The organism is Eudoraea adriatica DSM 19308 (genome assembly GCF_000382125.1).
Lineage (GTDB): Bacteria > Bacteroidota > Bacteroidia > Flavobacteriales > Flavobacteriaceae > Eudoraea > Eudoraea adriatica.
Genome location: NZ_KB907546.1, coordinates 366,469 through 392,297, shown reverse-complemented (window position 1 = coordinate 392,297; position 25,829 = coordinate 366,469). Strand labels below are relative to the sequence as shown.

General features: G+C 38.7%; 22 protein-coding genes and 1 tRNA gene. 10 read left to right on the top strand and 13 right to left on the bottom strand.

The window, feature by feature from the left end:
• Positions 1-4 precede the first annotated feature (4 nt).
• Positions 5-742 carry a DJ-1/PfpI family protein gene (locus tag G504_RS0101945; protein WP_040443752.1) on the top strand — a complete coding sequence of 246 codons (738 nt, stop codon included), beginning with the start codon at positions 5-7 and terminating at the stop codon, positions 740-742.
• On the opposite strand, the gene G504_RS0101940 is transcribed toward G504_RS0101945, so the two are convergent.
• A complete protein-coding gene (locus G504_RS0101940; protein WP_019668443.1) occupies positions 729-2,153 on the bottom strand; it encodes an alpha/beta hydrolase in 1,425 nt (474 codons plus the stop codon). The genes G504_RS0101945 and G504_RS0101940 overlap by 14 nt on opposite strands.
• A gap of 245 nt (positions 2,154-2,398) precedes the next feature.
• Entirely contained in the window at positions 2,399-2,848 is a 450-nt protein-coding gene (locus tag G504_RS0101935; protein ID WP_019668442.1) for an Lrp/AsnC family transcriptional regulator, read from the bottom strand.
• A gap of 119 nt (positions 2,849-2,967) precedes the next feature.
• Here G504_RS0101935 and G504_RS0101930 point away from each other — a divergent pair, with 119 nt between their 5' ends.
• Positions 2,968-3,405 carry a hypothetical protein gene (locus G504_RS0101930; protein WP_019668441.1) on the top strand — a complete coding sequence of 146 codons (438 nt, stop codon included), beginning with the start codon at positions 2,968-2,970 and terminating at the stop codon, positions 3,403-3,405.
• Positions 3,406-3,471: 66 nt separating this feature from the next.
• Here G504_RS0101930 and G504_RS0101925 read toward each other — a convergent pair whose 3' ends face one another.
• Positions 3,472-6,909 carry a methylmalonyl-CoA mutase family protein gene (locus tag G504_RS0101925; RefSeq protein WP_019668440.1) on the bottom strand — a complete coding sequence of 1,146 codons (3,438 nt, stop codon included), beginning with the start codon at positions 6,907-6,909 and terminating at the stop codon, positions 3,472-3,474.
• A gap of 143 nt (positions 6,910-7,052) precedes the next feature.
• On the opposite strand from G504_RS0101925, the gene purU reads away from it, so the two are divergent.
• Complete coding sequence (purU, locus tag G504_RS0101920) at positions 7,053-7,904, top strand: formyltetrahydrofolate deformylase (RefSeq protein ID WP_019668439.1); 852 nt, start codon at positions 7,053-7,055, stop codon at positions 7,902-7,904.
• A gap of 80 nt (positions 7,905-7,984) precedes the next feature.
• On the top strand, positions 7,985-8,950 hold the full coding sequence (locus tag G504_RS0101915) for a carbohydrate kinase family protein (protein ID WP_019668438.1): 966 nt from the start codon (positions 7,985-7,987) through the stop codon (positions 8,948-8,950).
• A 297-nt stretch (positions 8,951-9,247) separates the two neighbouring features.
• Here the strand turns inward: G504_RS0101915 and G504_RS0101910 are convergent, their stop codons facing one another.
• Positions 9,248-9,754, bottom strand: a complete 507-nt coding sequence (locus G504_RS0101910; protein ID WP_019668437.1) for a hypothetical protein — start codon at positions 9,752-9,754, stop codon at positions 9,248-9,250.
• Between the two features lie 243 nt (positions 9,755-9,997).
• Here G504_RS0101910 and G504_RS0101905 point away from each other — a divergent pair, with 243 nt between their 5' ends.
• Positions 9,998-10,195, top strand: a complete 198-nt coding sequence (locus tag G504_RS0101905; RefSeq protein ID WP_019668436.1) for a hypothetical protein — start codon at positions 9,998-10,000, stop codon at positions 10,193-10,195.
• On the opposite strand, the gene pyrF is transcribed toward G504_RS0101905, so the two are convergent.
• From pyrF to G504_RS0101875, 6 genes are all read right to left on the bottom strand, one after another.
• Positions 10,196-11,017, bottom strand: coding sequence for an orotidine-5'-phosphate decarboxylase (gene pyrF / locus G504_RS0101900; RefSeq protein WP_019668435.1), 822 nt, complete (start codon positions 11,015-11,017; stop codon positions 10,196-10,198).
• Positions 11,018-11,025: 8 nt separating this feature from the next.
• Positions 11,026-12,102 (bottom strand): peptide chain release factor 1, encoded by a 1,077-nt coding sequence (prfA, locus tag G504_RS0101895; protein WP_019668434.1) that lies wholly within the window; start codon positions 12,100-12,102, stop codon positions 11,026-11,028.
• A 101-nt stretch (positions 12,103-12,203) separates the two neighbouring features.
• Positions 12,204-13,202 (bottom strand): FAD:protein FMN transferase, encoded by a 999-nt coding sequence (locus G504_RS0101890; RefSeq protein WP_019668433.1) that lies wholly within the window; start codon positions 13,200-13,202, stop codon positions 12,204-12,206.
• Between the two features lie 140 nt (positions 13,203-13,342).
• Complete coding sequence (locus G504_RS0101885; RefSeq protein WP_026348338.1) at positions 13,343-13,774, bottom strand: QcrA and Rieske domain-containing protein; 432 nt, start codon at positions 13,772-13,774, stop codon at positions 13,343-13,345.
• A gap of 96 nt (positions 13,775-13,870) precedes the next feature.
• Positions 13,871-15,049, bottom strand: coding sequence for an AIR synthase related protein (locus tag G504_RS0101880; protein WP_026348337.1), 1,179 nt, complete (start codon positions 15,047-15,049; stop codon positions 13,871-13,873).
• Between the two features lie 70 nt (positions 15,050-15,119).
• Complete coding sequence (locus G504_RS0101875) at positions 15,120-17,306, bottom strand: glutamine synthetase III family protein (RefSeq protein ID WP_019668430.1); 2,187 nt, start codon at positions 17,304-17,306, stop codon at positions 15,120-15,122.
• A 210-nt stretch (positions 17,307-17,516) separates the two neighbouring features.
• Between G504_RS0101875 and G504_RS0101870 the strand changes: the two genes are divergently transcribed.
• On the top strand, positions 17,517-18,542 hold the full coding sequence (locus G504_RS0101870) for a glutamine synthetase beta-grasp domain-containing protein (RefSeq protein WP_019668429.1): 1,026 nt from the start codon (positions 17,517-17,519) through the stop codon (positions 18,540-18,542).
• An 82-nt stretch (positions 18,543-18,624) separates the two neighbouring features.
• Here the strand turns inward: G504_RS0101870 and G504_RS0101865 are convergent, their stop codons facing one another.
• Positions 18,625-19,563, bottom strand: coding sequence for a calcium/sodium antiporter (locus G504_RS0101865; protein ID WP_026348336.1), 939 nt, complete (start codon positions 19,561-19,563; stop codon positions 18,625-18,627).
• A 222-nt stretch (positions 19,564-19,785) separates the two neighbouring features.
• Here G504_RS0101865 and G504_RS0101860 point away from each other — a divergent pair, with 222 nt between their 5' ends.
• The 3 genes from G504_RS0101860 to G504_RS20115 all read left to right on the top strand — a co-directional run bounded on the left by G504_RS0101860 (position 19,786) and on the right by G504_RS20115 (position 22,509).
• On the top strand, positions 19,786-20,145 hold the full coding sequence (locus G504_RS0101860; RefSeq protein ID WP_026348335.1) for a BlaI/MecI/CopY family transcriptional regulator: 360 nt from the start codon (positions 19,786-19,788) through the stop codon (positions 20,143-20,145).
• Positions 20,146-20,157: 12 nt separating this feature from the next.
• Positions 20,158-21,828, top strand: a complete 1,671-nt coding sequence (locus tag G504_RS0101855; RefSeq protein ID WP_240473017.1) for a M56 family metallopeptidase — start codon at positions 20,158-20,160, stop codon at positions 21,826-21,828.
• Positions 21,829-22,347: 519 nt separating this feature from the next.
• Positions 22,348-22,509 carry a hypothetical protein gene (locus G504_RS20115; protein WP_019668425.1) on the top strand — a complete coding sequence of 54 codons (162 nt, stop codon included), beginning with the start codon at positions 22,348-22,350 and terminating at the stop codon, positions 22,507-22,509.
• On the opposite strand, the gene G504_RS0101845 is transcribed toward G504_RS20115, so the two are convergent.
• Complete coding sequence (locus G504_RS0101845) at positions 22,506-23,018, bottom strand: adenine phosphoribosyltransferase (RefSeq protein WP_019668424.1); 513 nt, start codon at positions 23,016-23,018, stop codon at positions 22,506-22,508. The two genes, G504_RS20115 and G504_RS0101845, sit on opposite strands and share 4 nt — an antisense overlap.
• A 77-nt stretch (positions 23,019-23,095) precedes the next feature.
• Between G504_RS0101845 and G504_RS0101840 the strand changes: the two genes are divergently transcribed.
• Positions 23,096-23,169 (top strand) — tRNA-Arg (locus G504_RS0101840).
• Positions 23,170-23,457: 288 nt separating this feature from the next.
• Here G504_RS0101840 and katG read toward each other — a convergent pair.
• Positions 23,458-25,707: a catalase/peroxidase HPI gene (katG, locus tag G504_RS0101835; protein ID WP_019668423.1), complete on the bottom strand. Its 2,250-nt coding sequence runs from the start codon at positions 25,705-25,707 to the stop codon at positions 23,458-23,460.
• Positions 25,708-25,829 lie beyond the last annotated feature (122 nt).

Below are 25,829 nucleotides of genomic sequence, written 5' to 3'. Positions count from 1 at the left end.
ATCTATGAAATATTTCACCATCCTATTGATTTTTTTTGGTTTGACTTCCGGATGCAATAAAAAAAAGAATCCTTTGGAACCTTCTGTAACGGAGCTTAAAAGAAATACCAGACTAAATCCGGATAATTACAATGTTGCTTTCCTAATTATGGAAGGCACATATAATACAGAATTTACAGCACCCTATGATATTTTTCAACATACAAAATATCGTAAAGGGATAAAGGCCATGAACACGTTTACAGTGGCTAATACATTAGAGCCGATTACTACTTTTGAGGGTCTGCGAATATTACCAGATTTTGATTACCTCAAGGACACACTTCCCCTTATAGATATCCTTGTAATTCCCAGTGCGGAGCACCATCTGGGCAAGGATCTCAAAGATACAGCCATGCTGAATTTTGTAAAAATGGTAGACCAGAATGCGATCTTTATGACCTCTCATTGTGACGGTGCTTTTGTTCTTGCAAAAGCAGGCCTGCTTAATAAAGTTGCCTCAACCACTTTCCCAAGTGATATTGAAAAGTACAAGCAGATGTTTCCCCATCTCAACGTTAAGGATAGCGTATTATTTGTTCATGACGGCAAATACATTACCTCTGCAGGCGGGGCTAAAAGCTTCGAGGCTTCTCTATATCTTTGTGAATACCTCTATGGGAAAGAAGTGACCAAATCTCTTGCCAGAGGATTAGTTATTGATTGGGACCTTGATTTACTCCCGAAATTTATTCCTCAATAATGGCATCATAACGAGATTCTTTAAAGTACTTATTTACAATGGCATTAAACTCCGGCATAATTCTCAATAGTGCTGTATGCTTCAGTGAATAAAGTTGCGTTATGTCCCTGTATCCATTTTTCAACAATTCTTCAAGGTAAAATAAAGCCGTACCAAAGTCTTCGTATTTAGAACTATCAGATATAATTTTTAAATAATAAGAAAAGGCCTTCGGCTCCGTAATGGTCTTCAACATCCAAAGAAAGCTTAACGCCTCGTCATTAACCACAGGATATTCCAATTCAATATCTATATTATCCTCTATAAGTGCATTGAGATAGCCCAGGAGCCTTTTGCCCATTTGTCTTTCAAAAGGATCCGGCTTTTTATCATATTTCTTAAGTTCCTCCATCTGGTAATTCCACCATCCCAGATTGTTGTAATTAAGGGTGGACAAATCTTCAATTAAATTATAATTATAATCCTCTATTATAAATGATTCCCGCAGAAGTACATTATTTAAATTTCGCTTTTGAGCCTTGTAGGTACCAGATTTTTTAAGGATTTTAATTTCGTTCTGCAATGAATCAACCTGCAAATGCGGCCTGTAAATAGAAATAATTTCGTTTAAGAGGTTATATGCCATTAAACTTTGTCCTGAACTTTTTAATCCAGTATATTCCTGCATATTTTTGAGATAATTATCCAGGACAAACTCATTGTCTTTCGCAACATTTCCTTTGGCCATGGCAGAAAGTGTCAGGCTTTTTAATGCCTTGTCTATAAGGGTATAATCTGACCATCTATCACCTCCATTAAATACCATTAGGTCATTGGGGAATTTCATTTTATTGAGTAATTCCCGGCCTTGCAACATTTGAGGATAATTAAAATCCTCATTACCAACAATTCCAATAAAGTAAAAAGGATTTTTCTCATCTAACAATTCAACACTTGGCACAAAAGAGCCGCAAGAAATTACCCCGCTAACTTCTTTTATAAAAGAAGGTACAACAGCTGCGAACTTAGCGCCGGATGTGAAACCTGCAGTATAAATCCTATTGGTATTAATAGGAAAAAGCGCTGCAACCTCACGAAACATCCTGCTGGTTATCAGGATATTTTTAGAAATTGAAATTGTATCCCTGATATCATTAGAGGAAGCAAGAAGATATCCTTGCTCTTCCGCGGCCGTTTTAAATACGTTCAAAGCCTGGTTGTTTTTGCCATCCATGTCAAAAACAAATACGATGGGCCATGTACCTTTGCCATCAAAGTTTGTTGGAAGATATAATTTATATGTTTCGGAGATTGAATCATTGACTCGAACAGAATCTATGATCCTTCCCTTCTTAAACACAGCCTGTCTGGATTGTGAACTGACGGTATAGGCCAGCACTGTAAATAAGAGAAGAAATAAAACTCGCTTCATATTTCTGAAATAATCAAAAACCCGGCCAAAATAACTAAGAATAAAAGAAATCCTCAAAGCTGATACTGAAAACTTTTTAAGATTGAGCGATAAATACCAATGGAAAATACCACCTCATTGCAACCTACAGTTAAATTTAAGTAATTATATCCCGCATCAACAAATAATCAAAACTATTTATTATAAATCAATTACCACTTAGAATTGAGTTGTCTTTTTCTACAACTTTCCAATACTGCCAAATGTTATTTAAGTCGTTTTATCGGTGCATCAGAAACTATATCAGACAGAATAATATGTGTCCTGGTTTCCCCATACCTGATAAGTTCATCGATAAACCTTTCCAGGTGAGCCTGATCCTTCAGGACCACTTCCATAATAATATTCTCATCACCCGTAATCCGGTAGCAATTAATTACTTCTTCGAATGTCTTAACCATTTCAAGGAAAGGCTTAAGTTTACCCATAAATGCCCTTAAAGTAATTATAGCCTTAAGCTGATAACCTGCGAGGGTATAAGATACTTTTGCATTAAAACCTTCGAGTATTCCAAGGTCTTCCATTTTTTTGACACGCTCTGCCACAGCTGGTGGCGTAAGGCCAACTTCCCTTCCTATATTTGACAAAGACAACCTTGAATTCTTCTGCAAGAGTCTGAGTATGTGCCAGTTTAAGTCATCAATTTTGTTATTCAAAGTAAAATGTATTTAAAAACCCTTTTTTCATAGCTAAAATACGAATTTGCTTTATATTTTAAAGATATTATCTGGAAATTGGACGTAACTTTATTCTAGAATTTTTGCTAAAAGAGAAAATGCCCTACAATAATTTAAGAACCTTGCCGGTTTACAGAAAAGCAATGGAACTCTGCTCTATGAGCAGGGAAATAGCCTCGTTTGTTTCTCAAAACAAGGACTTGCTAAAATTGTACCAATCTAACAGTTTAAGGGACAATATTGCCGATTCTTTGCTCACAGACGCCATTTTGATCCCTCAACAGATAGCACAGGCAGAATCTACCGAATCATATGCTGTTCGGATGAAAAGTGCTACATTCATAAACATTATGATAAGAAATATAATCTCTTATTGTAACGGGCTGGAAAATGATGGATTAAAAGAAAGAGAGTACCTGGATTTACTTCGAAAAGAGATTCATAGCTTCAGAAGATCATTTAAAAAATGGAGGAAGTCTATTGGCAAAAACGGTGGTAGCTCAAACTGGGGTTTCAATGATTATATGGGTTATTAAACCAGTCGCAACGGGCATAATTCAGTGATTTCTTTATTAAATTATACCCCGACAACCTCAATTACATTACATATTCCTTCTGTATTGACCTCCTACTTCAAACAAGGCATGTGTTATTTCTCCTAATGAACAATATTTAGTGACCTCCATAAGTTTTTCAAATATATTTTCATTCTCAATAGCCGTTTCCTGAAGTTCTTTTAATTGTTTTTGGGCAATTTGCTTATTTCTTAATTGTAAACCATTTAAGGTATCAATTTGTTGCTCTTTTTCCTTGTCAGTAGCACGAATAACTTCGGCAGGAAGAATGGTAGGAGATCCCGAAGAGCTCAAAAAAGTGTTTACCCCAATTATTGGATATTCCCCGGTGTGTTTCAAAGTCTCGTAATACATGCTTTCCTCCTGTATTTTAGAGCGCTGATACATGGTTTCCATTGCACCTAAAACACCTCCGCGCTCGGTAATTCTGTCAAATTCGAGTAAAACGGCCTCCTCCACAAGATCTGTCAGTTCTTCAATAATGAAGGACCCTTGTAGCGGGTTTTCATTTTTAGCAAGGCCAAGTTCCTTGTTGATAATCAATTGTATTGCCATTGCCCTTCGAACAGATTCTTCTGTTGGCGTGGTAATAGCCTCATCGTATGCATTAGTATGCAATGAATTACAATTGTCATAAATGGCATAAAGTGCCTGCAAAGTGGTTCTTATATCATTAAAATCTATTTCCTGAGCATGCAAACTCCGACCTGAGGTCTGAATATGATATTTTAACATTTGAGCCCTGGAATCTGCGCCGTATTTTTCTTTCATGGCTTTTGCCCAAATACGCCTGGCAACCCTTCCTATTACTGCATACTCCGGATCTATTCCATTGGAAAAGAAAAACGACAAGTTGGGCCCGAATTTATTAATATCCATGCCGCGGCTAAGGTAATATTCAACGTAGGTAAAACCATTCGAAAGCGTAAACGCCAATTGTGTGATTGGATTCGCCCCGGCTTCTGCTATATGGTAACCCGAAATAGAAACAGAATAAAAATTTCTTACCTCATTCTGAATAAAATATTCCTGAACATCACCCATCAGTCTTAATGCAAATTCCGTTGAAAAAATGCAGGTATTCTGAGCCTGATCTTCTTTTAGGATATCTGCCTGGACCGTTCCGCGAATTGTTTTTAAAGTTTCTTTTTTAATGCTGTTGTAAACCTCAGGTGCAAGTACTTCATCTCCGGTTATGCCTAGCAAAAAAAGTCCAAGACCGTTATTTCCTTCTGGCAGGTTGCCCACATACTTTGGTCTGTTTTCTAAATTTCCGCCATAGTAGGTTTTAATTTTTGATTCCACCTCTTTTTCGAGTCCATTTTTATGTATATACTTCTCACAGTTTTGGTCAATTGCGGCATTGATAAAGTATCCGAGCAACATTGGGGCAGGCCCGTTTATGGTCATGCTCACTGAAGTCATGGGATCACTAAGATCAAAACCGGAATATAATTTTTTGGCATCATCCAGGCAGCAAACAGACACTCCTGCATTACCAATCTTCCCATAAATATCGGGTCTGTGATCCGGGTCATTACCATAAAGTGTCACAGAATCGAATGCCGTAGACAGTCTCTTCGCAGGCATATCGAGACTTACATAATGAAACCTTCTGTTGGTTCTTTCTGGTCCACCTTCGCCGGCGAACATTCGTGTAGGGTCTTCCCCGGTCCTCTTAAAAGGGTAAAGTCCGGAAGTATAGGGAAATTCCCCTGGTACATTCTCTTGCAGCCGCCACTGAAGCAGATCTCCCCATGCTTTATATCTTGGTAAAATTACTTTGGGAATAGCAAGACCGGATAATGACTCAATGTGCGTGTCTATTTTTATCTCCTTATCTCTTACTTTAAACACATAGGAGGGGTCTTTGTATCTTTTGACCACACTATTCCAATTAAGGATTATTTGCCAGTTATAAGGGTCCAAATTGAGTTTTACACGGTCAAATTCAACCAATAGAAGTTGAATTAAATTATCTTTTTCATCTTCCCCGGGCATATCTGAATCGGAAACTTTTATTCCCGCACTGTTTAAACCGGGTTTAGTCTTGCAAAGACCTGCTATAGTTTTATAAATTCCATATAATTGCTGGGCTACTTCAACCTGACAAGACACTTTTGTGTCATAAGAATTAATACTTTCGGTAATCTCTGAAAGATATCGCACCCTCGAAGGCGGAACCACAAATACCTTCTCATCCATTTCCTTGCTGACCACTAAAGTTGAAACCAGATCAGCATTTGCCTTTTCAGTTAATTGCCTCATTACCGCTTTGTATAAACGGTTCATGCCGGGATCATTAAATTGCGAGGCTATTGTGCCAAAAATTGGCAATGTATCATCATCTGCTTCCCATAAACCCTGATTGCGTACATATTGTTTCTTTACATCTCTTAAAGCATCCAGTGCCCCTCTTTTGTCAAATTTATTTATCGCAACCAGATCAGCAAAATCCAGCATATCAATTTTCTCGAGTTGCGTTGCAGCTCCAAATTCCGGAGTCATAACATAGAGGGATACGTCGCTATGTTCAATTATTTCCGTATCTGACTGGCCAATGCCCGAAGTTTCAAGAATAATAAGATCAAATCCGGCTGTTTTCAATACCTCAACTGCCTCATTCACATATTTGGATAAAGCCAAATTGGATTGTCTTGTGGCCAGGGAGCGCATATACACCCTGTCATCATTTATTGCATTCATTCTTATCCGGTCTCCCAGAAGAGCACCGCCGGTTTTCCTTTTGGAAGGGTCCACAGATACCAACCCAATGGATTTCTTAGGAAAATCCCTTAAAAAACGCCGCACAAGCTCGTCAACCAAACTAGATTTACCGGAACCACCCGTACCTGTTATGCCCAACACCGGGACCTGATTTTTCTCACCGCGAATTTTGGAAAAGAGTTCTTCAAATTCGGAAGGCCTGTTTTCAGCAAGACTTATCAGCCGTGCTATTGTCCCCGCCTGTTTGTTCTTTAGCGCCTTGATCAGGGTAGTTCCTTTATCCAATTTTAGAGGCGGAACAGGAGTATCACTTTTCTTTACAAGATCGTTTATCATTCCTTGCAACCCCATTGTGCGCCCATCGTCTGGCGAATATATCCTGGTTATTCCATATTTCATGAGGGATTCTATTTCTTCAGGCAGAATTACACCTCCCCCACCGCCAAATATCTTGATATGACCAGCACCACGCTCTTTTAAAAGGTCAAACATATATCTAAAATATTCATTATGACCTCCCTGATATGAAGTCATTGCAATGGCATTCACATCTTCCTGTATAGCGCAATTCACGACCTCATCTACACTTCTGTCATGGCCCAAATGAATGACCTCTACACCGGTAGCCTGAATAATGCGTCGCATGATATTGATGGCGGCATCATGACCATCAAACAGAGAAGCCGCAGTAACCACTCTTATTTTATTCTTTGGTTTATAGACGATTTCTTGTTTCATTGATAATTTTTGGTCTATTTTAGGTTAGCAATTTAAGGAAAATGCAAAAAATATCATCTTATAATCAGAATTTTATAAAAATTATCGGATTTTATAAGCCTTGGTTCCTAATATTATAATTTTACGGGCTAAAATACATTATTTTGAGATACACAATTCTTATTCACTGCCCGGATCAATCGGGAATAATAAGCGCAATAACCGGGTTTATTCATAACAATGGGGGTAATATAGTATACCTGGACCAGCATGTTGATGAAGAGCTCAATGTTTTCTTTATGCGCCTGGAAAGTGAATTTACGGACAGCGAATTTGAATTTTCCAAGTTCAAGCAAGAGTTCGATTCAAAATTAGCTATCCCCTATGCCATGGAGTGGAACATTCATCCCGGAAATTTAAAACCGCGAATGGCAATTTTTGTATCCAAATACAACCATTGTTTGTATGACCTCCTGAGTCGCTATAAATCTGGTGAATTGACACTGGAAATCCCTTTCATCTTAAGCAATCATGACGATGCCAGACATATCGCCGATCAGTTTGAAATTCCCTACTACCTAATACCTGTATCCAAAGAAACCAAAGAAGCGGCAGAGAAGCAACAATTAGAACTCTTAAAATCTCATAATGTAGATTTCATAGTATTGGCCAGATATATGCAGATATTAAGCAGCAAAATCATAGATCATTTTCCAAATAAAATCATCAACATTCACCATTCCTTCCTTCCGGCTTTTGCCGGAGCCAAACCTTATCATGCTGCATTTGCGCGTGGTGTAAAAATTATCGGTGCAACCAGCCACTATGTGACGGAAGCCCTCGATGCCGGCCCAATAATTGAGCAAGATGTTACAACGGTATCTCACTCCCACAGAGTAAAAGACTTTATTACCAAAGGACGCGATCTGGAAAAAATTGTGCTGTCAAGGGCGGTACAACTTCATGTAGAAAGAAAAACCATGGTTTATAATAATAAAACGGTGATCTTTTCATAAATCCATCCGGAATAAGGCCTTTTTACACCGCTAATTATTTAGTATATTAACGAAATATTAATGTGCAAAGGCATAGGCTTATGATTAAAATTGCAGTTTTAGGGCCAATTCCCAGAGATACTATTTACACGCATCAGGAAGAGGTTATACACAAATACGGCTGTGTGACGCACCCGGTAATTGCTTTATCCAAACTATTGGGGGATGATGGCAGGGTAATACCAATATCCCACGTACATCAAAAGGATTATGAGGCTATTCTGGAAGTATTTAAGCCTTATTCAAATATTGATACTACTCATATTGGCTATAAGGACGACAGAGGGACGATTATAGAACTCAGGTTTATAGATCAAAATAATAGATTAGAAAAGCAGACGGCTTGCATGAAACCCATTTTGCCTGAGGACCTTCCGGATTCCGATGATATTGATGCCTATGTTTTTGTTCCCATAACAGACTTTGAAGTTTCACTTAGTACGCTCAGGCATATTAAGGAACATAAAAAAGGCTTAATAATTTTTGATGCCCATGGGCCTACTACCACAATGAGCATGACCGGAGATCGATATCGAAAATTCTGGGTGGACATGGATGAATGGCTACCCTTTATAGACGTTTTAAAAATGAATCTCGAAGAGTCCCAGGCGTGTTGGTTTAAAAACGAATACGAATATGAAGAAATGACCAGCTATGAAGAAGATAAGACGGACCATATCGATGCAATGGCTGAACACGTCCTCTCGAAAGGGGTATCCTATTTTTATGTGACCTTGGATTCTAGAGGCTGTGTTGTCTATTACAAGGAAGATACTACTACAGTGAAAAAATTTATAAAATCTGTTTTCATGAAAGATGTAATAGACACGACAGGATGCGGGGATTCTTTTGCCGGTGGACTTGCCTATGGATTTTCTTTATTCAAAGACCCCATTAAAGCCGCACAATATGCAAACACGCTTGGTGCATTACGTACGCAGGGGAAGACTTTTGAAGTATTTAAAAACAGAAAAGAAACCGAAAAGTTAATTTCCAACCACTATTAAATATATTTCAGGTATTCTCAGTTTAAAAATGGTTTGCTTTTTCTTGACAGCACTCTGCAATAAATGGTATGTAATTCAGAAGATTAATTAAAAAATTCTTAAAATCCTTGCAATAAACAGAAAATTTTAACGTTAAAAATTTGAAGGTAAGTCACTACAATGTTCAAAACCTGTAGTTCTGCTGAAGTATCCGGCAGATATCCTTAAACGAATTATTTGAGTTAGTATTTTTTGAGTTAGTTAGTTTAAAACCGGTGGGAGCGCCGGTTTTTTTATTCCCGCAACTTTTTTATTATATCATTGCACTTTCCGGTACAGACCATCAAAAGCGACATTTGACACAGTATCATTGTGCAGGATTTCCCAGAGTTGTCTTACAGTTCCATCCTTGTTCAGAGTCCATGTAATTTTATTAACGTAGTTTTTTCCATCCTGATGTTCAAAAGGTAAAGATTTCATAATCATTTGATTCCCTGTTCTTTTCCCGGTGAGTTTTAAATGACTTCCTGCATTATCTATCCAAAGTTGTTCCCATTGTTTCGTTTTATCATTATAAAAGTTTAAACTGGTGCCGGTGTATTGACCTTTGGCGCTAATCCAATTTTCCATAAGAATGCAGCCGTCTTGTATTTTTATAATAGTATTCTTACCTGCATCTGTTCCATCTTTATTGGTCACTTCCCAATTGCCTTCCCAAAAATCGAAATCGTCATGATTTTCTGAACAACAATTACAATTTGAAGATTGTGCCCATGCACCAATCCCTGTGGCCAGGAAAAAGAAAATTATTATAAAATATTTCATGCTTAGGTATTTTAGGACAGTTGTAAATAAGCTAATTATTGTGTGCTTTAAACCTGGTTCTTATGAAACCATCTCTAATCGTCAGACTTCAGGGATTTTAAATTTTTCTAAATTTATGAGCCTTATATTCATCAATTTAGTTAAAAATTAGACATATCGCCTGATTTTTAGATGAATACATGCATATACCAACATCCAAACCTTCATTTAAGCCGTATATTTGTAAGAACAAAGAATGTGACTATGGATAATCAATATTGTAAAGTTGGAGCGATTACTCCAATAACGAGTGGACATCAGGCTTTGGCCCAAATTGAGTACCAGTATCAGAACTTTTTAAACAAGGCATCGGATTTTAAAACTTCGGATGATAAACTTGCAGCGTTTTTTGAATTAAAGGCACGCAAGCTTAAAAAAGTATTGGAAAATATTGTTACCTAATTAAGCCCTTTTTTTGAGTTCAAGCGCCATTTTATCACGTAATTCAGAAGCTTTTTCTGCCGCAATAGTTTCGAAATTGTTGCCGGATGAGGCATAGATAATACCCCTGGAAGAGTTCACCAATATCCCAACATCTCTGTTCATTCCATATTTACAAACTTCTTCCAGACTTCCACCCTGTGCGCCTACCCCCGGTACCAATAGAAAACTATCCGGGATTATCTTTCGTATATCGGCTAAATAACTCGCCTTGGTTGCACCAACCACGTACATTAGATTTTGAGAGTTTTTGTAAGATCTTGAGGTCTTCAGTACTTCTTCATACAAAGTCTTTTCCCCAACTAATTTTGTTTGAAAATCATAAGCGCCCTCATTTGAAGTCAGGGCCAGGAGTATGGTATGTTTATTGTCGAAAGATAAAAAAGGTTCAACCGAATCTCTTCCCATATAGGGTGCTACGGTAATGGAGTCAAAATCCAAATCTTCAAAAAATGCTTTGGCGTATCTGTAGGAAGTATTCCCGATATCTCCTCGTTTTGCATCGGCAATGGTAAAAAGTTCCGGGTAATTGTCATTAAGATATTCAATCGTTTTTCGCAGGGCTTCCCAACCCATTGCACCATAAGCCTCATAAAAAGCAACATTTGGTTTATAGGCAACACAAAGATGGTGTGTAGCATCAATTATTGCTTTGTTAAATGAAAAAATGGGAGACTCCTCTTTAAGGAGATGTGCAGGTACTCTATCCAGGTCCGTATCCAGTCCTATACAGAGAAAGGATTCTTTTTTATGGATTTGCTCAACTAAGTGTTCAATTTTCATACTGATTTCTAAAAAATCTCCGAAGCTTCTTTTAACTTTTCAGTATTTTCAACAAACATCAACTCATCAATAATCTTTTGAATATCCCCATTGATTATATTTTGTAAATCGTAGAGTGTAAGCCCTATCCTATGATCGGTAACCCTGCCCTGCGGATAGTTATATGTTCGAATCTTGGCGGAACGATCTCCACTGCTTACCTGTGAATTTCTTTTTGCTGCGTCCTCTTCCTGTTTTTTTGCCAATTCCATATCGTAAAGTCGGGAACGTAAAACTTTGAAGGCCTTATCCTTATTCTTGTGCTGCGATTTTTCATCCTGGCACTGGGCAACTAATCCTGTAGGAATATGGGTCAACCGCACTGCAGAGTATGTTGTATTCACGGACTGACCACCCGGACCTGAGGAACAAAAATAGTCAATACGTACATCCTTGGGATCAACATGCACATCAAAATCTTCTGCTTCCGGCAAGACCATCACGGTTGCTGCACTGGTGTGAACCCGGCCTTGCGTTTCGGTCTGAGGTACCCGTTGCACCCGATGAACACCTGCCTCAAACTTCAATGTCCCGTATACATCTTCTCCGGTAACTTCAAATTGAATTTCTTTATATCCACCGCTGGTACCTTCACTCAAATCAATGATATTTGTTTTCCAGCCTTTGGACTCGCAATACTTGGAATACATTCGGTAAAGATCTCCGGCAAAAATACTGGCCTCATCTCCACCTGTACCTGCACGTATTTCCATAACCACATTTTTCGTATCCTCGGGATCTTTTGGAATTAACAATAACTTTATTTCCTCCTCCAGGTGTGGCAAGGCTTCTTTGGCCTCTTCCAGTTGCATTTTAGCCATCTCAACCATCTCTAAATCACTACCATCAGCAATAATTTCTTCCGCTTCCCTGATATTATTGGTAAGCTCAATATAATAGTCTCTTTTTTCAATGAGCAACCGCAAATCCTTATATTCTTTATTTAACTGAATATAGCGCTTTTGATCCGCAATAACATCAGGCTGAATTATGAGGTCTGATACCTCATCGAATCGCTGCTTTACAATATTTAATTTATCTAACATTGAATCTCCTCTTAGGAATGCGAATTTACAAATTTTTAAAGGTATATGAACCTCATAAATAGTAAGATAAAGGAGATTTTGTAAAATTCAGACAAGAATAATTATTCTAAGGTATCCAGAATTATGCCGTTGCTGTTAAACATCTGATTAAACCTGTCTACAATTATTACTTCAGTATCCCCAAGCTGATTTATTAAAGAAATCCCTTTTTCCTTACCTAAAATATACACGGCAGTTGCCAGTGCATCACATAGTTCGGCCCTTTTTGCAAGTACAGTTACCTTGCTAATGCCAGTAGTTGGATACCCCGATTCCGGATCGATGTAATGCGCATATTTCTTTCCATTAAATGACACATATCTGTCCGGATTACCAGCAATGGATACCGATGATTCTATTAACGGAAGCCAGGTAAATATTTTACCATTTCTTCTCGGGTGATCTACGCCTATCAGCCATTTCTCTCCGGTTGCCTTTGTACCCCAGGTTGTTATATCTCCGGAGGCGTTGATCATACCGGCAGGAACCTGTTTGGAAACCAATAATTCTCTGACTTTATCTGCAGCATAGCCTTTGCCAATTGCCCCAAATCCAATCTTCATCCCCTTCTCCGTTAAAAACACCGTATTTTCAGCTTTATTAAGGGCGATTTTTTTATAACCTACTTTGGAAACTGCGCTGCGGATCTGTTCCGGTGTTGGTAAGGTAGTCATGGATCCATCAAATTTCCAGACCTCTTCCATGGCGGCTATTGTAATATCAAAGGCTCCATTTGTAATTTCAGAAATCTGAATAGAACGTTCTATTAATTTGTACAGCTCAAGACTTACTTTTACCGGTTTAACGCCTGCATTTCGATTAATTTCTGAAGTTTCTGAATCCGGATCCCAGGAAGAAATCAGGTTTTCAATACGTTTGATCTCTGCAATAGCCTCTTGTAAATTGATATATCCAATATCCTCATTATTAGCCACTACTGTTAATTCAAAAGTACTGCCCATTAATTTCAGAGACCTCTTTACTGATACATACTTTTGCGCCTGACCACAAAAAGAAGTCATGGTTAGAATACCAAGAAATAGTACTACCAAACCTTTCACCTACTGTATTTTTTTTAGTTGAGCAAATATTGGACGTACGGATTTAGAGTACTTGGCAATAGAACATAATACACAAGCAAAAACGAAAAGATTCAGGGCCAAACTTTTCATGTAAATATCATTATATGGCTAATCCGTAATTACTCAAAAACACGAAGTATATTGCCGTTTAGTTCTGTGTTAAAAATTTTAAGCGGGTTGCTCGTAATTGTATTTAAAGGGGTCCCGTTTTGATCAAACACCGAACCATGGGTAGAACAACGAAAAATTCCTCCATTATCATCAAAAAATCGTACCTGGTCTGTTTGCTGATGGCTGCATATCTGACTTGCGGCTATAAAATTACCTTCAAGATTTTTAACTACGACTACGTTATTCTTTAAAATAAAGTCGCCATTATTCTGCAAACCTGCGCCTTCCTGTGAATTCAGGTCGATGGTGAAGTCTACTCCGGTAGGAACCGGCTTCATATCCACATCTCCGTCATCATTGGAACAACCTTGAATACAAGGGAAAGTTAAGGCAAAGGCTGCACCTGCGCCAAGACTTCGTAAAAATTCCTTTCTCTCCATAACATAAATTTTTTTAACTGTACTTGTAATTTCCACCCGGAATTCGGGTTATAAACTGTTATAAAAAGAACGCTGTAAAAGAGTGAATCGTATACCTTAATAGATAAACGTACCGTATTCGCTGCTAATCGTTAGTTTTTTCGTGGTATTTGCCTCTGCATGGCCTATAATCCGGGCATCTACATTAAACTCATGAGATATTTCTATCAGGTCTTTCGCAATGCTTTCATTTACATAAAGTTCCATACGATGACCACAATTAAAAACCTGATACATTTCTTTCCAATCTGTTCCCGATTGTTCCTGAATTAATTTAAATAATGGCGGTACCGCAAACATGTTATCTTTAACAATATGCAGGTCTTTGATGAAGTGAAGGACTTTGGTCTGAGCCCCACCACTGCAATGCACCATGCCATGAATGTCTTTGGAATTGTATTTCTGAAGAATTTTTTTAATTATGGGTGCGTAGGTTCTGGTTGGAGACAAAACAAGTTTACCTGCATCAAGAGGGGAATCCTGGACAGCATCCGTAAGTTTAACATTTCCTGAATACACCAGTTCCGAAGGCACCTGGGAGTCATAGCTCTCCGGGTATTTCGTGCTCAAATATTTTGAAAAAACATCATGCCTTGCAGAAGTAAGGCCATTACTGCCCATCCCGCCATTATATTCAGACTCATAGGTAGCCTGTCCGTAGGATGCCAGGCCAACAATTACATCCCCTGCGGTAATATTGGCATTATCTATAACATTAGCCCTTTTTAACCTTGCTGTAACGGTAGAATCAACTATTATAGTGCGCACCAGATCCCCAACATCGGCTGTTTCACCGCCTGTTGAATAAACTGTGATTCCGTGATTAGCCAAATCTTCTATTAATTCCTCGGTACCATTAATTATTGCAGAAATGACCTCTCCGGGAATCAGGTTTTTATTTCTCCCGATAGTGGAGGATAGCAGGATATTATCTGTTACACCAACACATAAAAGATCATCCAGGTTCATGATCAATGCATCCTGGGCAATACCTTTCCAAACAGACATATCGCCTGTTTCTTTCCAATACATATAAGCGAGTGAAGATTTGGTGCCCGCGCCATCCGCGTGCATTACCAAACAGTATTCTTCATCCCTGGTAAGATAATCCTCCACAATCTTGCAAAAAGCATTTGGAAACAAGCCTTTGTCAATATTTTTTATGGCATTATGCACGTCTTCCTTAGAAGCTGAAACTCCTCTTTGGTCATAACGTTTGCTGGCAGACGGATCCATGGGTTTTGGTTTCCGCAAAAATAGCATAAACCATAAAAAAGCCCACATAAAGTGAGCTTTAATTATTTACTTATTTAATAAACAATAGTTCCCTGTATTTGGTCAATGGCCAGGACTGATCATCAATAAGTTGCTCTAACTTATCGCAATGATATCTGATTTTATCAAAATAAGGACGAACATTATCACAATAAGCGAAAGCTTTTTTGTTTAGATCCGTTAATTTGTTGGCCACCCTTCTTGCGTTGGTCATATCATCCGTATTCTTTTTTAATTCCACCATATGCTCCGCAATCTGTTCAATCAGTGTGAGATGTCCTTCGGATAATTTCTTATGAGCAGCGCCATAAATCTCTTTTAAACCCAAAACATTTTTAATTAATTTGTTTTGGTAATCAATAGCTGAAGGAATAATATGACTATATACCAAATCATTAAAGACCCTGCCTTCAATTTGGGTCTGGAAAATATAGGTCTCTAATTCAACTTCCTGCCGCGCTTCAACTTCTATGGTACTCATTACCTCAAGGCCATTAAAAAGTTCCAGACTTTCTTTAGACGTCATTACCTGAATTGCTGAAGGCGTGGATTTGTTATTACTCAATTTCCTTTTTTTCGCTTCTTTCTCCCAATCTGTGCTATAACCATCACCGTCAAAACGAATTCTTTTAGATGATTTGATATATTCCCGCAAAACATTGAAAACTGCTTCGTCCTTTTTTAATTTCTTTTTGTCAATTAAAGCGTCTACTTCCTTTTTAAATTCCCTCAATTGTTTCGCCACAATAGTATTAAGAATGGTCATGGGTTTTGCACAATTGGTTTTAGAACCAACTCCTCTCATCTCAAATTTATTCCCGGTAAAAGCAAATGGCGAGGTTCTATTTCTATCTGTATTATCCAGCAATATCTCAGGTATCTTCCCAACTACATTGAGTTTTAACTCTGTTTTCTCTTCCGGTGACAACTTGCCCTGGGACACCCCTTCCAATTCATCCAGGACATTGCTTAATTGTGTTCCCACAAAGATTGAAAAAATGGCCGGCGGAGCCTCATTGGCGCCCAACCTGTAATCATTACTGGCTGAAGCAATTGATGATCTTAGAAGCTCCTCATAAGTGTCAACAGCTTTGATAGTATTGACAAAAAATGTCAGGAACTGCAGATTTTTCATGGGGGTAGAACCCGGGCTTAGCAGATTTACCCCCGTATCTGTTGCAAGGGACCAATTATTGTGTTTTCCGGATCCGTTTATTCCTGAGAAGGGCTTTTCATGAAAAAGTACTTTAAAATTATGCCTGTCGGCCACTTTTTCCATAATATCCATCAATAGCAAATTATGATCAACCGCCAAATTCGCTTCTTCAAAAACCGGGGCCAGCTCAAACTGATTTGGAGCTACTTCATTATGCCGGGTTTTGACAGGAATTCCGAGCCGGGTACATTCCTTTTCAAGATCCCGCATAAAATTAATAGCCCGCATGGGGATAACACCAAAATAATGATCATCCAGCTGTTGGCCCTTAGCCGCCAGGTGCCCAACCAGAGTGCGACCTGTAAGAACCAGATCGGGGCGCGAACCAGCAAGTGCTTTGTCTATAAGAAAATATTCTTGTTCCCATCCCAGTGTTGCCTGAACTTTGGCAACATTTTTATCAAAATATTTTGCTACTGCTGTAGCCGCTAGATCAACAGCATGCAGGGCTCTCAACAGGGGTGCCTTATTATCAAGTGCCTCTCCGGTATATGAGACAAAAATAGTTGGAATACAGAGGGTAGTTCCATATATGAATGCAGGGGAAGTAGGATCCCATGCGGTATATCCTCTGGCTTCGAAAGTATTGCGTATACCCCCGCTGGGAAAACTGGAAGCATCCGGTTCTTGCTGCACAAGCTGGGCACCACCAAATTTTTCAACAGCTCTTCCGTCTGCCAGCAGATCAAAAAAAGCATCGTGCTTCTCCGCCGTTGCACCCGTTAAGGGCTGAAACCAATGGGTGTAATGCGTTGCACCCATAGAAATAGCCCAGGCTTTCATAGCTTCTGCGACCTGATCGGCTATTTTTCTGTCAATTTTTGAGCCTGAGAAAATGGCCTCTTTTACACTTAGATAAGCATCCTTCGTGAGATACTGCAGCATTTTTTCTTCATTGAAAACATGTGTTCCGAACAACTCAGATCGCCGCCCGTTTTCTGTTATTACAAGTGGTTTATGCTGAAAACTTTCTTTTACTGCACTGAATCTTATTATGGACATATACTATATTTTAGACTTTAGTTAAAACAAAATTAAACATTTCATAGAATAATCGTCATTTTATATAAATATTGCAAAATCCCCTCAAAAAAATAGGGGTGTTAATAATTATGTCGTTTTTTTTGATAAATACCCCCTGATTTTTAATAGATATCTATAAAATAATTTATTTTTGGAAATCGTAAAAATGAAAAATTAACATTGAAGATTATGAGCAAAACAAAATTAGAATACATTTGGTTAGATGGTCATGAACCAACACAAGAATTGAGAAGCAAAACCAAAATTGAAGAAGACTTCAGTGGTAAATTGGAAGATTGCCCTATATGGTCTTTTGACGGGTCTTCAACCGAACAGGCCGAGGGAGGCTCCTCAGATTGCCTGTTGAAACCAGTGGCAATTTATCCGGACCCTGAAAGAGCTAATGGGTTTTTGGTAATGTCTGAAGTATTAAACGCCGATGGAACACCACACGCATCAAATCATAGAGCTCAAATTGATGACGATGATAATGATTTCTGGTTTGGATTTGAACAGGAATACTTTTTAATGGATACCGAAACAGACTTACCTCTTGGATTTCCACGCGGTGGATTTCCCGGACCACAGGGTAAATATTACTGCTCTGTAGGAGGAAGGTATACATGGGGACGAGAATTTGTAGAGGAGCATATGGATTTATGTATTGCGGCAGGCATTAATTTTGAGGGTATTAATCAGGAAGTTGCACCCGGACAATGGGAATTTCAGTGTTTCGCCAAAGGCGCAAAAAAAGCTGGCGATGAAATTTGGGTTGCTCGTTACCTATTGAATCGTCTTACTGAAAAATATGGCTATTATATTGAATTGCACCCGAAACCAGTTAAAGGAGATTGGAATGGTAGTGGAATGCACGCAAACTTCTCGAATACCACTTTAAGAACATGTGGTTCTAAAGAAATTTATGAAAGAATTTGTGAGGCCTTCAGACCAGTGGCTCTTGACCATATTGAAGTTTATGGTGCTTTTAATGAAGAACGACTTACGGGCTTGCACGAAACAGCATCTATTAAAGATTTCAGTTATGGTGTATCAGACCGGGGTGCTTCTATCAGAATTCCGATCATAACAGTTGAAAAAGGCTGGAAAGGATGGCTGGAAGACAGGAGACCGGCTTCTAATGGTGATCCTTATAAAATTGCAGGTAGAATTATCCAAACTGTAAAATCAGCAAATATTGAAGCTGTAGCCAACTAATTTCCAAAATCATATTTAATAAGCCGTCTTTAAGCAATTAAAGGCGGTTTTTTTTTTGCCAAAAAATAGTCTAGACTTAAATCTAAAACAATGTAAAGTACAAAAAGACCGAATACAGAGATAACAATATAATTCCATCACGCCAACCAAGGCGCAATCCTTTTGGAAAGAATACCAAGGGAAGAATAACAAACGAAATGCCTAGCATCCACCATATGTCGCTATTCAGAAGACCCTGATCTATTACATAAATTGGGGCTATCATTGAGGTCACACCCAAAACAGCCAGCAAATTAAAAATATTGGATCCAATTAAGTTACCTAAGGAAATTGCTTTTTCTTTTTTAATTATTGCAATAACGGAGGCGGCCAGTTCAGGGATACTCGTACCTACCGAAACCACTGTTATCCCGATCACCCGTTCACTTACTTCATAAAAAGTAGCCAAACCTACTGAACCTTTCACAAGCAATTCTGCCCCTCCCCATAGTGCAATACCACCCAACCCCAAAAAAAGAACAGCCTTATACAGGGGTAGTGGCCTGTCGTCCTCATGGACTTCCTCAACCACAGCTGTTTTCTGAAAGCGTAGTAAAAATATCAGAAACAGAAATAGAAATAATACCATTATTGCCCCTTCATAAGGATGAAGAATTCCATCAAAATATATAAATCCAAAAAACAAAAGCGATGCAGCCATCATTACCGGCCAGTCTGTTATATAAAAAGCCTTGCGGACATCAATTCTTCCTAAAAGAACAATAATTGCCAGCACCAGGCCAAGATTGGCAATATTGGATCCTACAACATTACTAAGCGCCAGATCCGGAAAACCATCTAATGCTGCGTTTACGCTTACGATAAGTTCAGGTGCAGAAGTTGCAAAGGACACTATGGTCATGCCAATAATGATCCTGGATATATTCAGTCTTAGGGAGAAGGCCACAGCCGACCTTAACAACCAGTTGCCTCCGAGTATTAATAAAGTCAAACCAATTGTGATAAACAACAAATTGAGCATCTGAAAACTTTTGGCAAATATAGTAGAATAGCTGCGGAACAGCCCCTGCATTTCATTTAAAATAACCCCATATTTGGTAAATCGAGTTCCATTTTATGCATTTGCATATTTCTACTTCCAAAAGGAATGAAACCCAATAAACTTAAATTATAGTTAAATAACTAGATTTATAGTTGTTTAACTAAATTATTAGTAATATGTTTGATCTAAACTATGAACAGGATGCAAAAACTGACGAATAAGGAAGAGGAAATCATGAAGATCCTCTGGAGATTAGAAAAGGCATTTGTAAAGGAGATCATGGCCGAATTAAAAGGCGATAAGCCTCATTACAATACTTTGTCAACAATAGTTCGGAATCTGGAGGAAAAGAAGTATGTCTCGCATGAGGCATTTGGAAACACACACCGCTATTACCCTTTGGTTACCAAGGAAGACTACAGAAAACGCTTTATATCTAACACCATTGCAGATTATTACGATAATTCCTATAAAAGCATGGTGTCTTTTTTTGCAAAGGAGCAAAAGATATCCATTGAAGAACTCAGGGAAATTATACAACTAATAGAAAAAGAAAAATAGATGGATGCATTGATGATATACCTTTTAAAAGCTTCGGGAATACTCGTACTTTTTTATTTGGTTTACCAGGCGTTCCTAAAAAAGGAAACCTTTTTCAGGGTAAACCGCCATTTTTTGCTCATGGGGGTGATTGCGGCCTTTGTATGCCCTTTTATTGTAATTAATACCTATGTAGAAATCGCTGCCATACCCATAACCGCATCCAATTCCTTTCCTGCGAATTATTCCATTGAAATAAATAAGTCTTCATTTAATTGGCTTGATTTAATTTATATAGTTTATGGTATTGGGATAAGTACCCTTGGACTTAAGTTTATATTTCAACTTATGGCAATCCGAAAGGTGATTCGCACCAACAAAACCATTAAAATGGATGGCTACGTTTATGTGGAGACTGAGAGAGATATTGCCCCTTTTTCATTTTTCAGTTATATTTTTTATAACCCGCATAAGTTCAATCCTCTTGAGCTCGAAGCAATTTTGAAACACGAACATGCACATAGTACTCAAAAACATTCTATAGACCTGTTAGTAGCCCATCTGGTTACCATTGTGCTGTGGGCAAATCCGTTTAGCTGGCTCTACAAAAAAAATATTGAACAAAATCTCGAATATTTGGCAGACCACACTGCTATTCAGAGTGTTGCATCAGACAGGGCTTATAAATACGCATTATTAAAAGTATCCGGAAATCAATTTTTTACACCAATCACCAATAATTTTTACAGCTCATTAATCAAAAAACGAATAGTCATGTTACACAAATCAAAATCACACAAAAGAAACCTGCTCAAAATGGCACTAATCCTGCCAGCCTTGTCAATTTTCCTGTTGAGTTTTAACACAAAGACAATCTACGTACCTAAGTCGGAAACAGACGCCGATGCTGCTCATACAGCGGCAGAGGATCAGAAAACCTTTGAGATCCTTATAAATAAAGATACTACAAATGAAGAATTGGAGGAACTTAAAAAAGATCTATCCGACAAGGGAATAGATTTCTCCTACACAGCCGTGCGCAATGCGAATAAAAAGATAATAGAACTGGAAATAGACATGCGATCTAAAAGCAAAGACGGGAAAAAATTCAGAGGTTCCTCTTCCTTCGGCAATGACGGAAAACCTATAGATCCGTTAACCATCGTCTATGATGAAGACAACAACTCCTTTTTTATGGGTAATAAAACGTCAAAGCATAAGGTTATACATAAAGAAACGGATAGTAATACCTGGGTTTACAGCGATGATGACGAGCATAAGCGTGTAGAAATAAAAGTAGATGATGGTAAGGAAATTATAATCGTTAATGGCAAAAAGGTTTCGCGCAAAGATTTTGAAGAAATGGAGGAAGAAGACAAGGCGCATGGGAAACATGTACGTATAGAAAAAAAGAGCGCAACCGGCAGAAATACCCGTGTTTTTGTTATAAAGGATACAGATGATATAGATGATATAGAAGTTATTGGCGAAGATAGTAGTAGCTTTTTCTTTATTGATACCGATGATTCTGAAGACCAACTTTTTATGATTGATGGCAAAGAAAGCAGCAAAGAAGAGGTTAAATCTCTATCCCCGGATGAGATTGAAACCATAAATGTATACAAAGGTGATAAGGCTGCTGAAAAGTATGGTGAAAAAGCAAAAGGCGGAGTAGTAGAAGTTAAAACCAAAAAGGGGAACTAATATTAAAAGGAAGCTAAACTTAATTTTTATAGAATTAAAATACCGGTCATAAACAGCACCGGTATTTTTTATTATGGCATGGTTTAGGCAAAAAAGGTGCTTTTTAACTAAAATATCTCCTTGCAATTCCAAATAATCTCAAAATAGCCCCTACAATTGTTACAATTTGTAATAATTATGGGTATATATAATATTGAATCCGAATTACTGCCAAGGAAAGTATTTTTAATTTATTATATAAACCGTCTTTTTACTTACAATAGTGTATGCAATTACATTATTTCCTGGAGATTATTTTGGTCGGAGGGCAAGGATTCCCATATCTTCGAATCATAATTTAAAAGAAGAAATATTTTTTAATCTTATAAAGTCTGAGAAATGATCACAATTGCCAAAATTATAATTTTTGTATTGGTGTCCCTGATACTAATAATAACCTAAACGGAGATAGAGCAATATATCTAAAATGAGCGCTTATGGCGTTCATTTTTGTTTTATATAAGATACTATATTTGTAATATGTTAAACCTGAAAAAAACACTCTTTAAGCTTCTTGCCAGGATCAATAAACTAGTGTTGCCTTCCTTTACAAAAAAGAGACTAGACCTTTCTAAAGCATCTAAGTTCCAGATGGCTGTTATTGGCTGGCGATATTTTATTACTACGAACGCCCTGGATTAATAACTTACAAGAGATTTTACAGAGTACCCATCTAGTTTTGCTGCTCCATTAAGGTTCATTAACTCCAGTAAAAAATTGCATTGCAATACTTTTCCGCCAAGTGCTTCAACCAGTTGACAGGTGGCTTTTGCAGTCCCGCCTGTAGCTAAAACATCGTCATGAATAATTACATTTTCACCCGGATAAATACTGTCTTCATGGATTTCCAGCGTATCTTTCCCGTACTCCAATGCATAGGTTCTGCTGATCTTATCTGAAGGCAATTTTCCTGCCTTACGTACAGGAACAAAACCAGCATTTAATTTTGCCGCAAGGATGGGGGCAAAGAAAAATCCCCGACTTTCCATACCCACTACCTTGTCTACTTTTACATCCCCTATCATATTTAACATAGCCTCAGCCGCTGCCTGAAGTGCTTTAGAATCTTTTAAAAGGGGTGTAATATCCTTGAATGTCACACCTTTCTCAGGAAAATCGTGAATATCTCTGATGTAATTTTTAAAATCCATTTATTATGCAGCTTGTTATTTTGCCCTAAATGTAAAAAGAAATATATTTGCAGCCCCATTGGGGAACATATTTATAAGGCCTCGTAGCATAATTGAATAATGCACTTGATTACGGCTCAAGAGATTACAGGTTTGAATCCTGTCGAGGTCACTTAAAGCAGAAAGTCCATTACGTAAGTAATGGATTTTTTGTTCATAGGAGAAGTTGGAAAGCGTTGCTTTTTAAACTTCGAGTAAAATAAAAAATATGGCATAGCCATGGACTTTCTATTTTCACTTGGAAGCACAAGGGATATGCATCAGCAAATCCTGTCGAGGTCACTTAAAGCAGAAAGTCCATTACATAAGTAATGGATTTTTATTTTTCATTCAAAAAAGGTGGCCTGTTTCCAGACCACCTTTATCTTTTAAATTATTATTCTACAAACCTTAGTTGTACTTAAGCCAAATCAAAACGATCCAGGTTCATCACTTTGTCCCATGCGGCAACAAAATCTGCAATGAACTTCTCCTGAGAGTCCTCACATCCATAAACCTCCGCAAGGGCTCTTAGTTCTGAGTTAGAACCGAAAATAAGATCTACACGCGTACCGGTCCACTTTCGTGCCCCTGTTGCGCGGTCAAGACCTTCGAAAACCTCATCAGAATCTCCAATTGCCTTCCAGGTAGTTCTCATATCGAGCAAGTTGAGGAAAAAGTCATTTGAGAGCGTCTCTGGACGTTTGGTAAACACCCCATGCCCGGACTGATCAAAGTTAGCATTTAATACACGCATACCACCAACCAGCACAGTCATCTCTGGTGCAGTCAGGGTCATTAACTGCGCCTTATCTACCAACAGTTCTTCTGCACCTACTGAGAATTTATCCTTGACGTAGTTACGGAAACCGTCTGCTAATGGCTCAAGAGCTTCAAAAGCTTCAGCATCGGTTTGCTCCTCAGATGCATCAGTGCGACCCGGAGTAAAGGGTACAGACACTTCATGACCGGCATTTTTTGCGGCTTTCTCAACAGCAGCGCAACCACCTAAGACAATCAGGTCTGCCAGGGATACCTTTTTGTTGCCAGACTGGTCATCATTAAATTCTCCTTGAATACGTTCAAGGGTATCCAAAACGTTTGCCAATTGCCTGGGGTTATTTACCTTCCAATCTTTCTGGGGTGCTAAACGAATACGGGCTCCGTTGGCTCCACCGCGTTTGTCCGACCCACGGAAAGTTGATGCGGATGCCCATGCCGTGGCTACCAATTCGGAAATTGATAAGCCTGAGGCCAAAATATTAGCCTTTAAGGCTGCAATATCATTATCATTGATCAATTCATAATCTGCTGCGGGAATGGGATCCTGCCAAATTAATTCTTCCCCGGGCACTTCTGGTCCCAGATATCTCGATACCGGACCCATATCACGGTGGGTAAGTTTAAACCAGGCACGTGCATAGGCATCCGCAAATTCATCGGGATTTTCATAAAAATGCCTTGAGATTTTCTCGTAATCCGGATCCATACGTAGGGCAAGGTCAGTAGTCAACATAAACGGAGCATGCTTTTTTTCCGGATCATGTGCATCAGGAACTGTACCTGCACCCTCATTGTTTTTAGGCTTCCATTGATGGGCACCCGCAGGGCTTTTGGTTAACTCCCATTCATAGCCAAATAGGTTTTCGAAATACTTGTTACTCCATTTGGTAGGCGTATCTGTCCAGGCTCCTTCTAAACCACTTGTTATTGTATCAGAACCTTTACCTGAACCAAAGTTGTTCTTCCACCCAAGACTCTGCATTTCAATACCAGCACCTGCTGGTTCTGCTTCAACATACTCTGTATCACTTGCCGCACCATGGGTTTTACCAAAGGTATGCCCGCCTGCAATAAGAGCAACAGTCTCATAATCATTCATCGCCATACGCCCGAAGGTCTCACGAATGTCATGTGCTGCAGCCACAGGGTCTGGATTAGCATTAGGCCCTTCCGGGTTTACATAGATCAATCCCATGTGCGCGGCACCAAGGGGGTTTTCCAATTCTCCTTTTTCATCATACCTTTTCTTGTTTCCCAGCCATTCTGCTTCCGAACCCCAATAAATATCTTCTTCCGGTTGCCAGATATCTTCTCGGCCGCCGCCAAAACCAAACATTTTTAAGCCCATACTTTCGTGGGCACAGTTTCCGGCCAGGATCAACAAATCTGCCCAGGAAAGCTTCTTACCATATTTCTGTTTAACAGGCCAGAGAAGCAGACGTGCTTTATCTAAATTGGCATTATCGGGCCAGCTGTTCAAAGGAGCAAACCGCTGGGCTCCCGTACCACCACCACCACGTCCATCCGCTATGCGGTAGGTACCTGCAGCATGCCATGCCATCCGGATAAAGAACGGTCCATAGTGGCCATAATCTGCCGGCCACCAATCCTGGCTATCAGTCATTAATTCGTATAGGTCTTTTTTAACAGCTTCCAAATCCAGTGATTTGAACTCTTCTGCATAATTAAAATCATCTCCCATGGGGTCAGATAAAGACGAATGCTGACGTAGGATATTCAGGTTCAGCATATTCGGCCACCAGTCGCGGTTTGTTGTTCCGCCACCTGCAGCCTGATGTAATTCACCACTCAAAAACGGGCATTTCCCTTCACCGTTAACATCATAACTTGTTCCTTTAGTACCAGATTGACTTTTGTTTTCATCCATAATATGATCGATTTTTTGTTATCTTCTATTGCAACAGTAAAAGTACCAAAATGTTTGCTCATTTAAATTGCTTTCCAATAGAAAATAATTATGAACCATTCTAAACTTTTATATATAATTTA

Bases quoted from the DNA above. Each gene is read 5' to 3' on its own strand.
- G504_RS0101945 (WP_040443752.1), top strand. From the start codon at position 5: ATGAAATATTTCACCATCCTATTGATTTTTTTTGGTTTGACTTCCGGA.
- G504_RS0101940 (WP_019668443.1), bottom strand. From the start codon at position 2,153: ATGAAGCGAGTTTTATTTCTTCTCTTATTTACAGTGCTGGCCTATACC.
- G504_RS0101930 (WP_019668441.1), top strand. From the start codon at position 2,968: ATGCCCTACAATAATTTAAGAACCTTGCCGGTTTACAGAAAAGCAATG.
- G504_RS0101925 (WP_019668440.1), bottom strand. From the start codon at position 6,909: ATGAAACAAGAAATCGTCTATAAACCAAAGAATAAAATAAGAGTGGTT.
- G504_RS0101915 (WP_019668438.1), top strand. From the start codon at position 7,985: ATGATTAAAATTGCAGTTTTAGGGCCAATTCCCAGAGATACTATTTAC.
- G504_RS0101910 (WP_019668437.1), bottom strand. From the start codon at position 9,754: ATGAAATATTTTATAATAATTTTCTTTTTCCTGGCCACAGGGATTGGT.
- G504_RS0101905 (WP_019668436.1), top strand. From the start codon at position 9,998: ATGGATAATCAATATTGTAAAGTTGGAGCGATTACTCCAATAACGAGT.
- pyrF (WP_019668435.1), bottom strand. From the start codon at position 11,017: ATGAAAATTGAACACTTAGTTGAGCAAATCCATAAAAAAGAATCCTTT.
- prfA (WP_019668434.1), bottom strand. From the start codon at position 12,102: ATGTTAGATAAATTAAATATTGTAAAGCAGCGATTCGATGAGGTATCA.
- G504_RS0101885 (WP_026348338.1), bottom strand. From the start codon at position 13,774: ATGGAGAGAAAGGAATTTTTACGAAGTCTTGGCGCAGGTGCAGCCTTT.
- G504_RS0101880 (WP_026348337.1), bottom strand. From the start codon at position 15,049: ATGGATCCGTCTGCCAGCAAACGTTATGACCAAAGAGGAGTTTCAGCT.
- G504_RS0101875 (WP_019668430.1), bottom strand. From the start codon at position 17,306: ATGTCCATAATAAGATTCAGTGCAGTAAAAGAAAGTTTTCAGCATAAA.
- G504_RS0101870 (WP_019668429.1), top strand. From the start codon at position 17,517: ATGAGCAAAACAAAATTAGAATACATTTGGTTAGATGGTCATGAACCA.
- G504_RS0101865 (WP_026348336.1), bottom strand. From the start codon at position 19,563: ATGCTCAATTTGTTGTTTATCACAATTGGTTTGACTTTATTAATACTC.
- G504_RS0101860 (WP_026348335.1), top strand. From the start codon at position 19,786: ATGCAAAAACTGACGAATAAGGAAGAGGAAATCATGAAGATCCTCTGG.
- G504_RS0101855 (WP_240473017.1), top strand. From the start codon at position 20,158: ATGATATACCTTTTAAAAGCTTCGGGAATACTCGTACTTTTTTATTTG.
- G504_RS20115 (WP_019668425.1), top strand. From the start codon at position 22,348: ATGTTAAACCTGAAAAAAACACTCTTTAAGCTTCTTGCCAGGATCAAT.
- G504_RS0101845 (WP_019668424.1), bottom strand. From the start codon at position 23,018: ATGGATTTTAAAAATTACATCAGAGATATTCACGATTTTCCTGAGAAA.
- katG (WP_019668423.1), bottom strand. From the start codon at position 25,707: ATGGATGAAAACAAAAGTCAATCTGGTACTAAAGGAACAAGTTATGAT.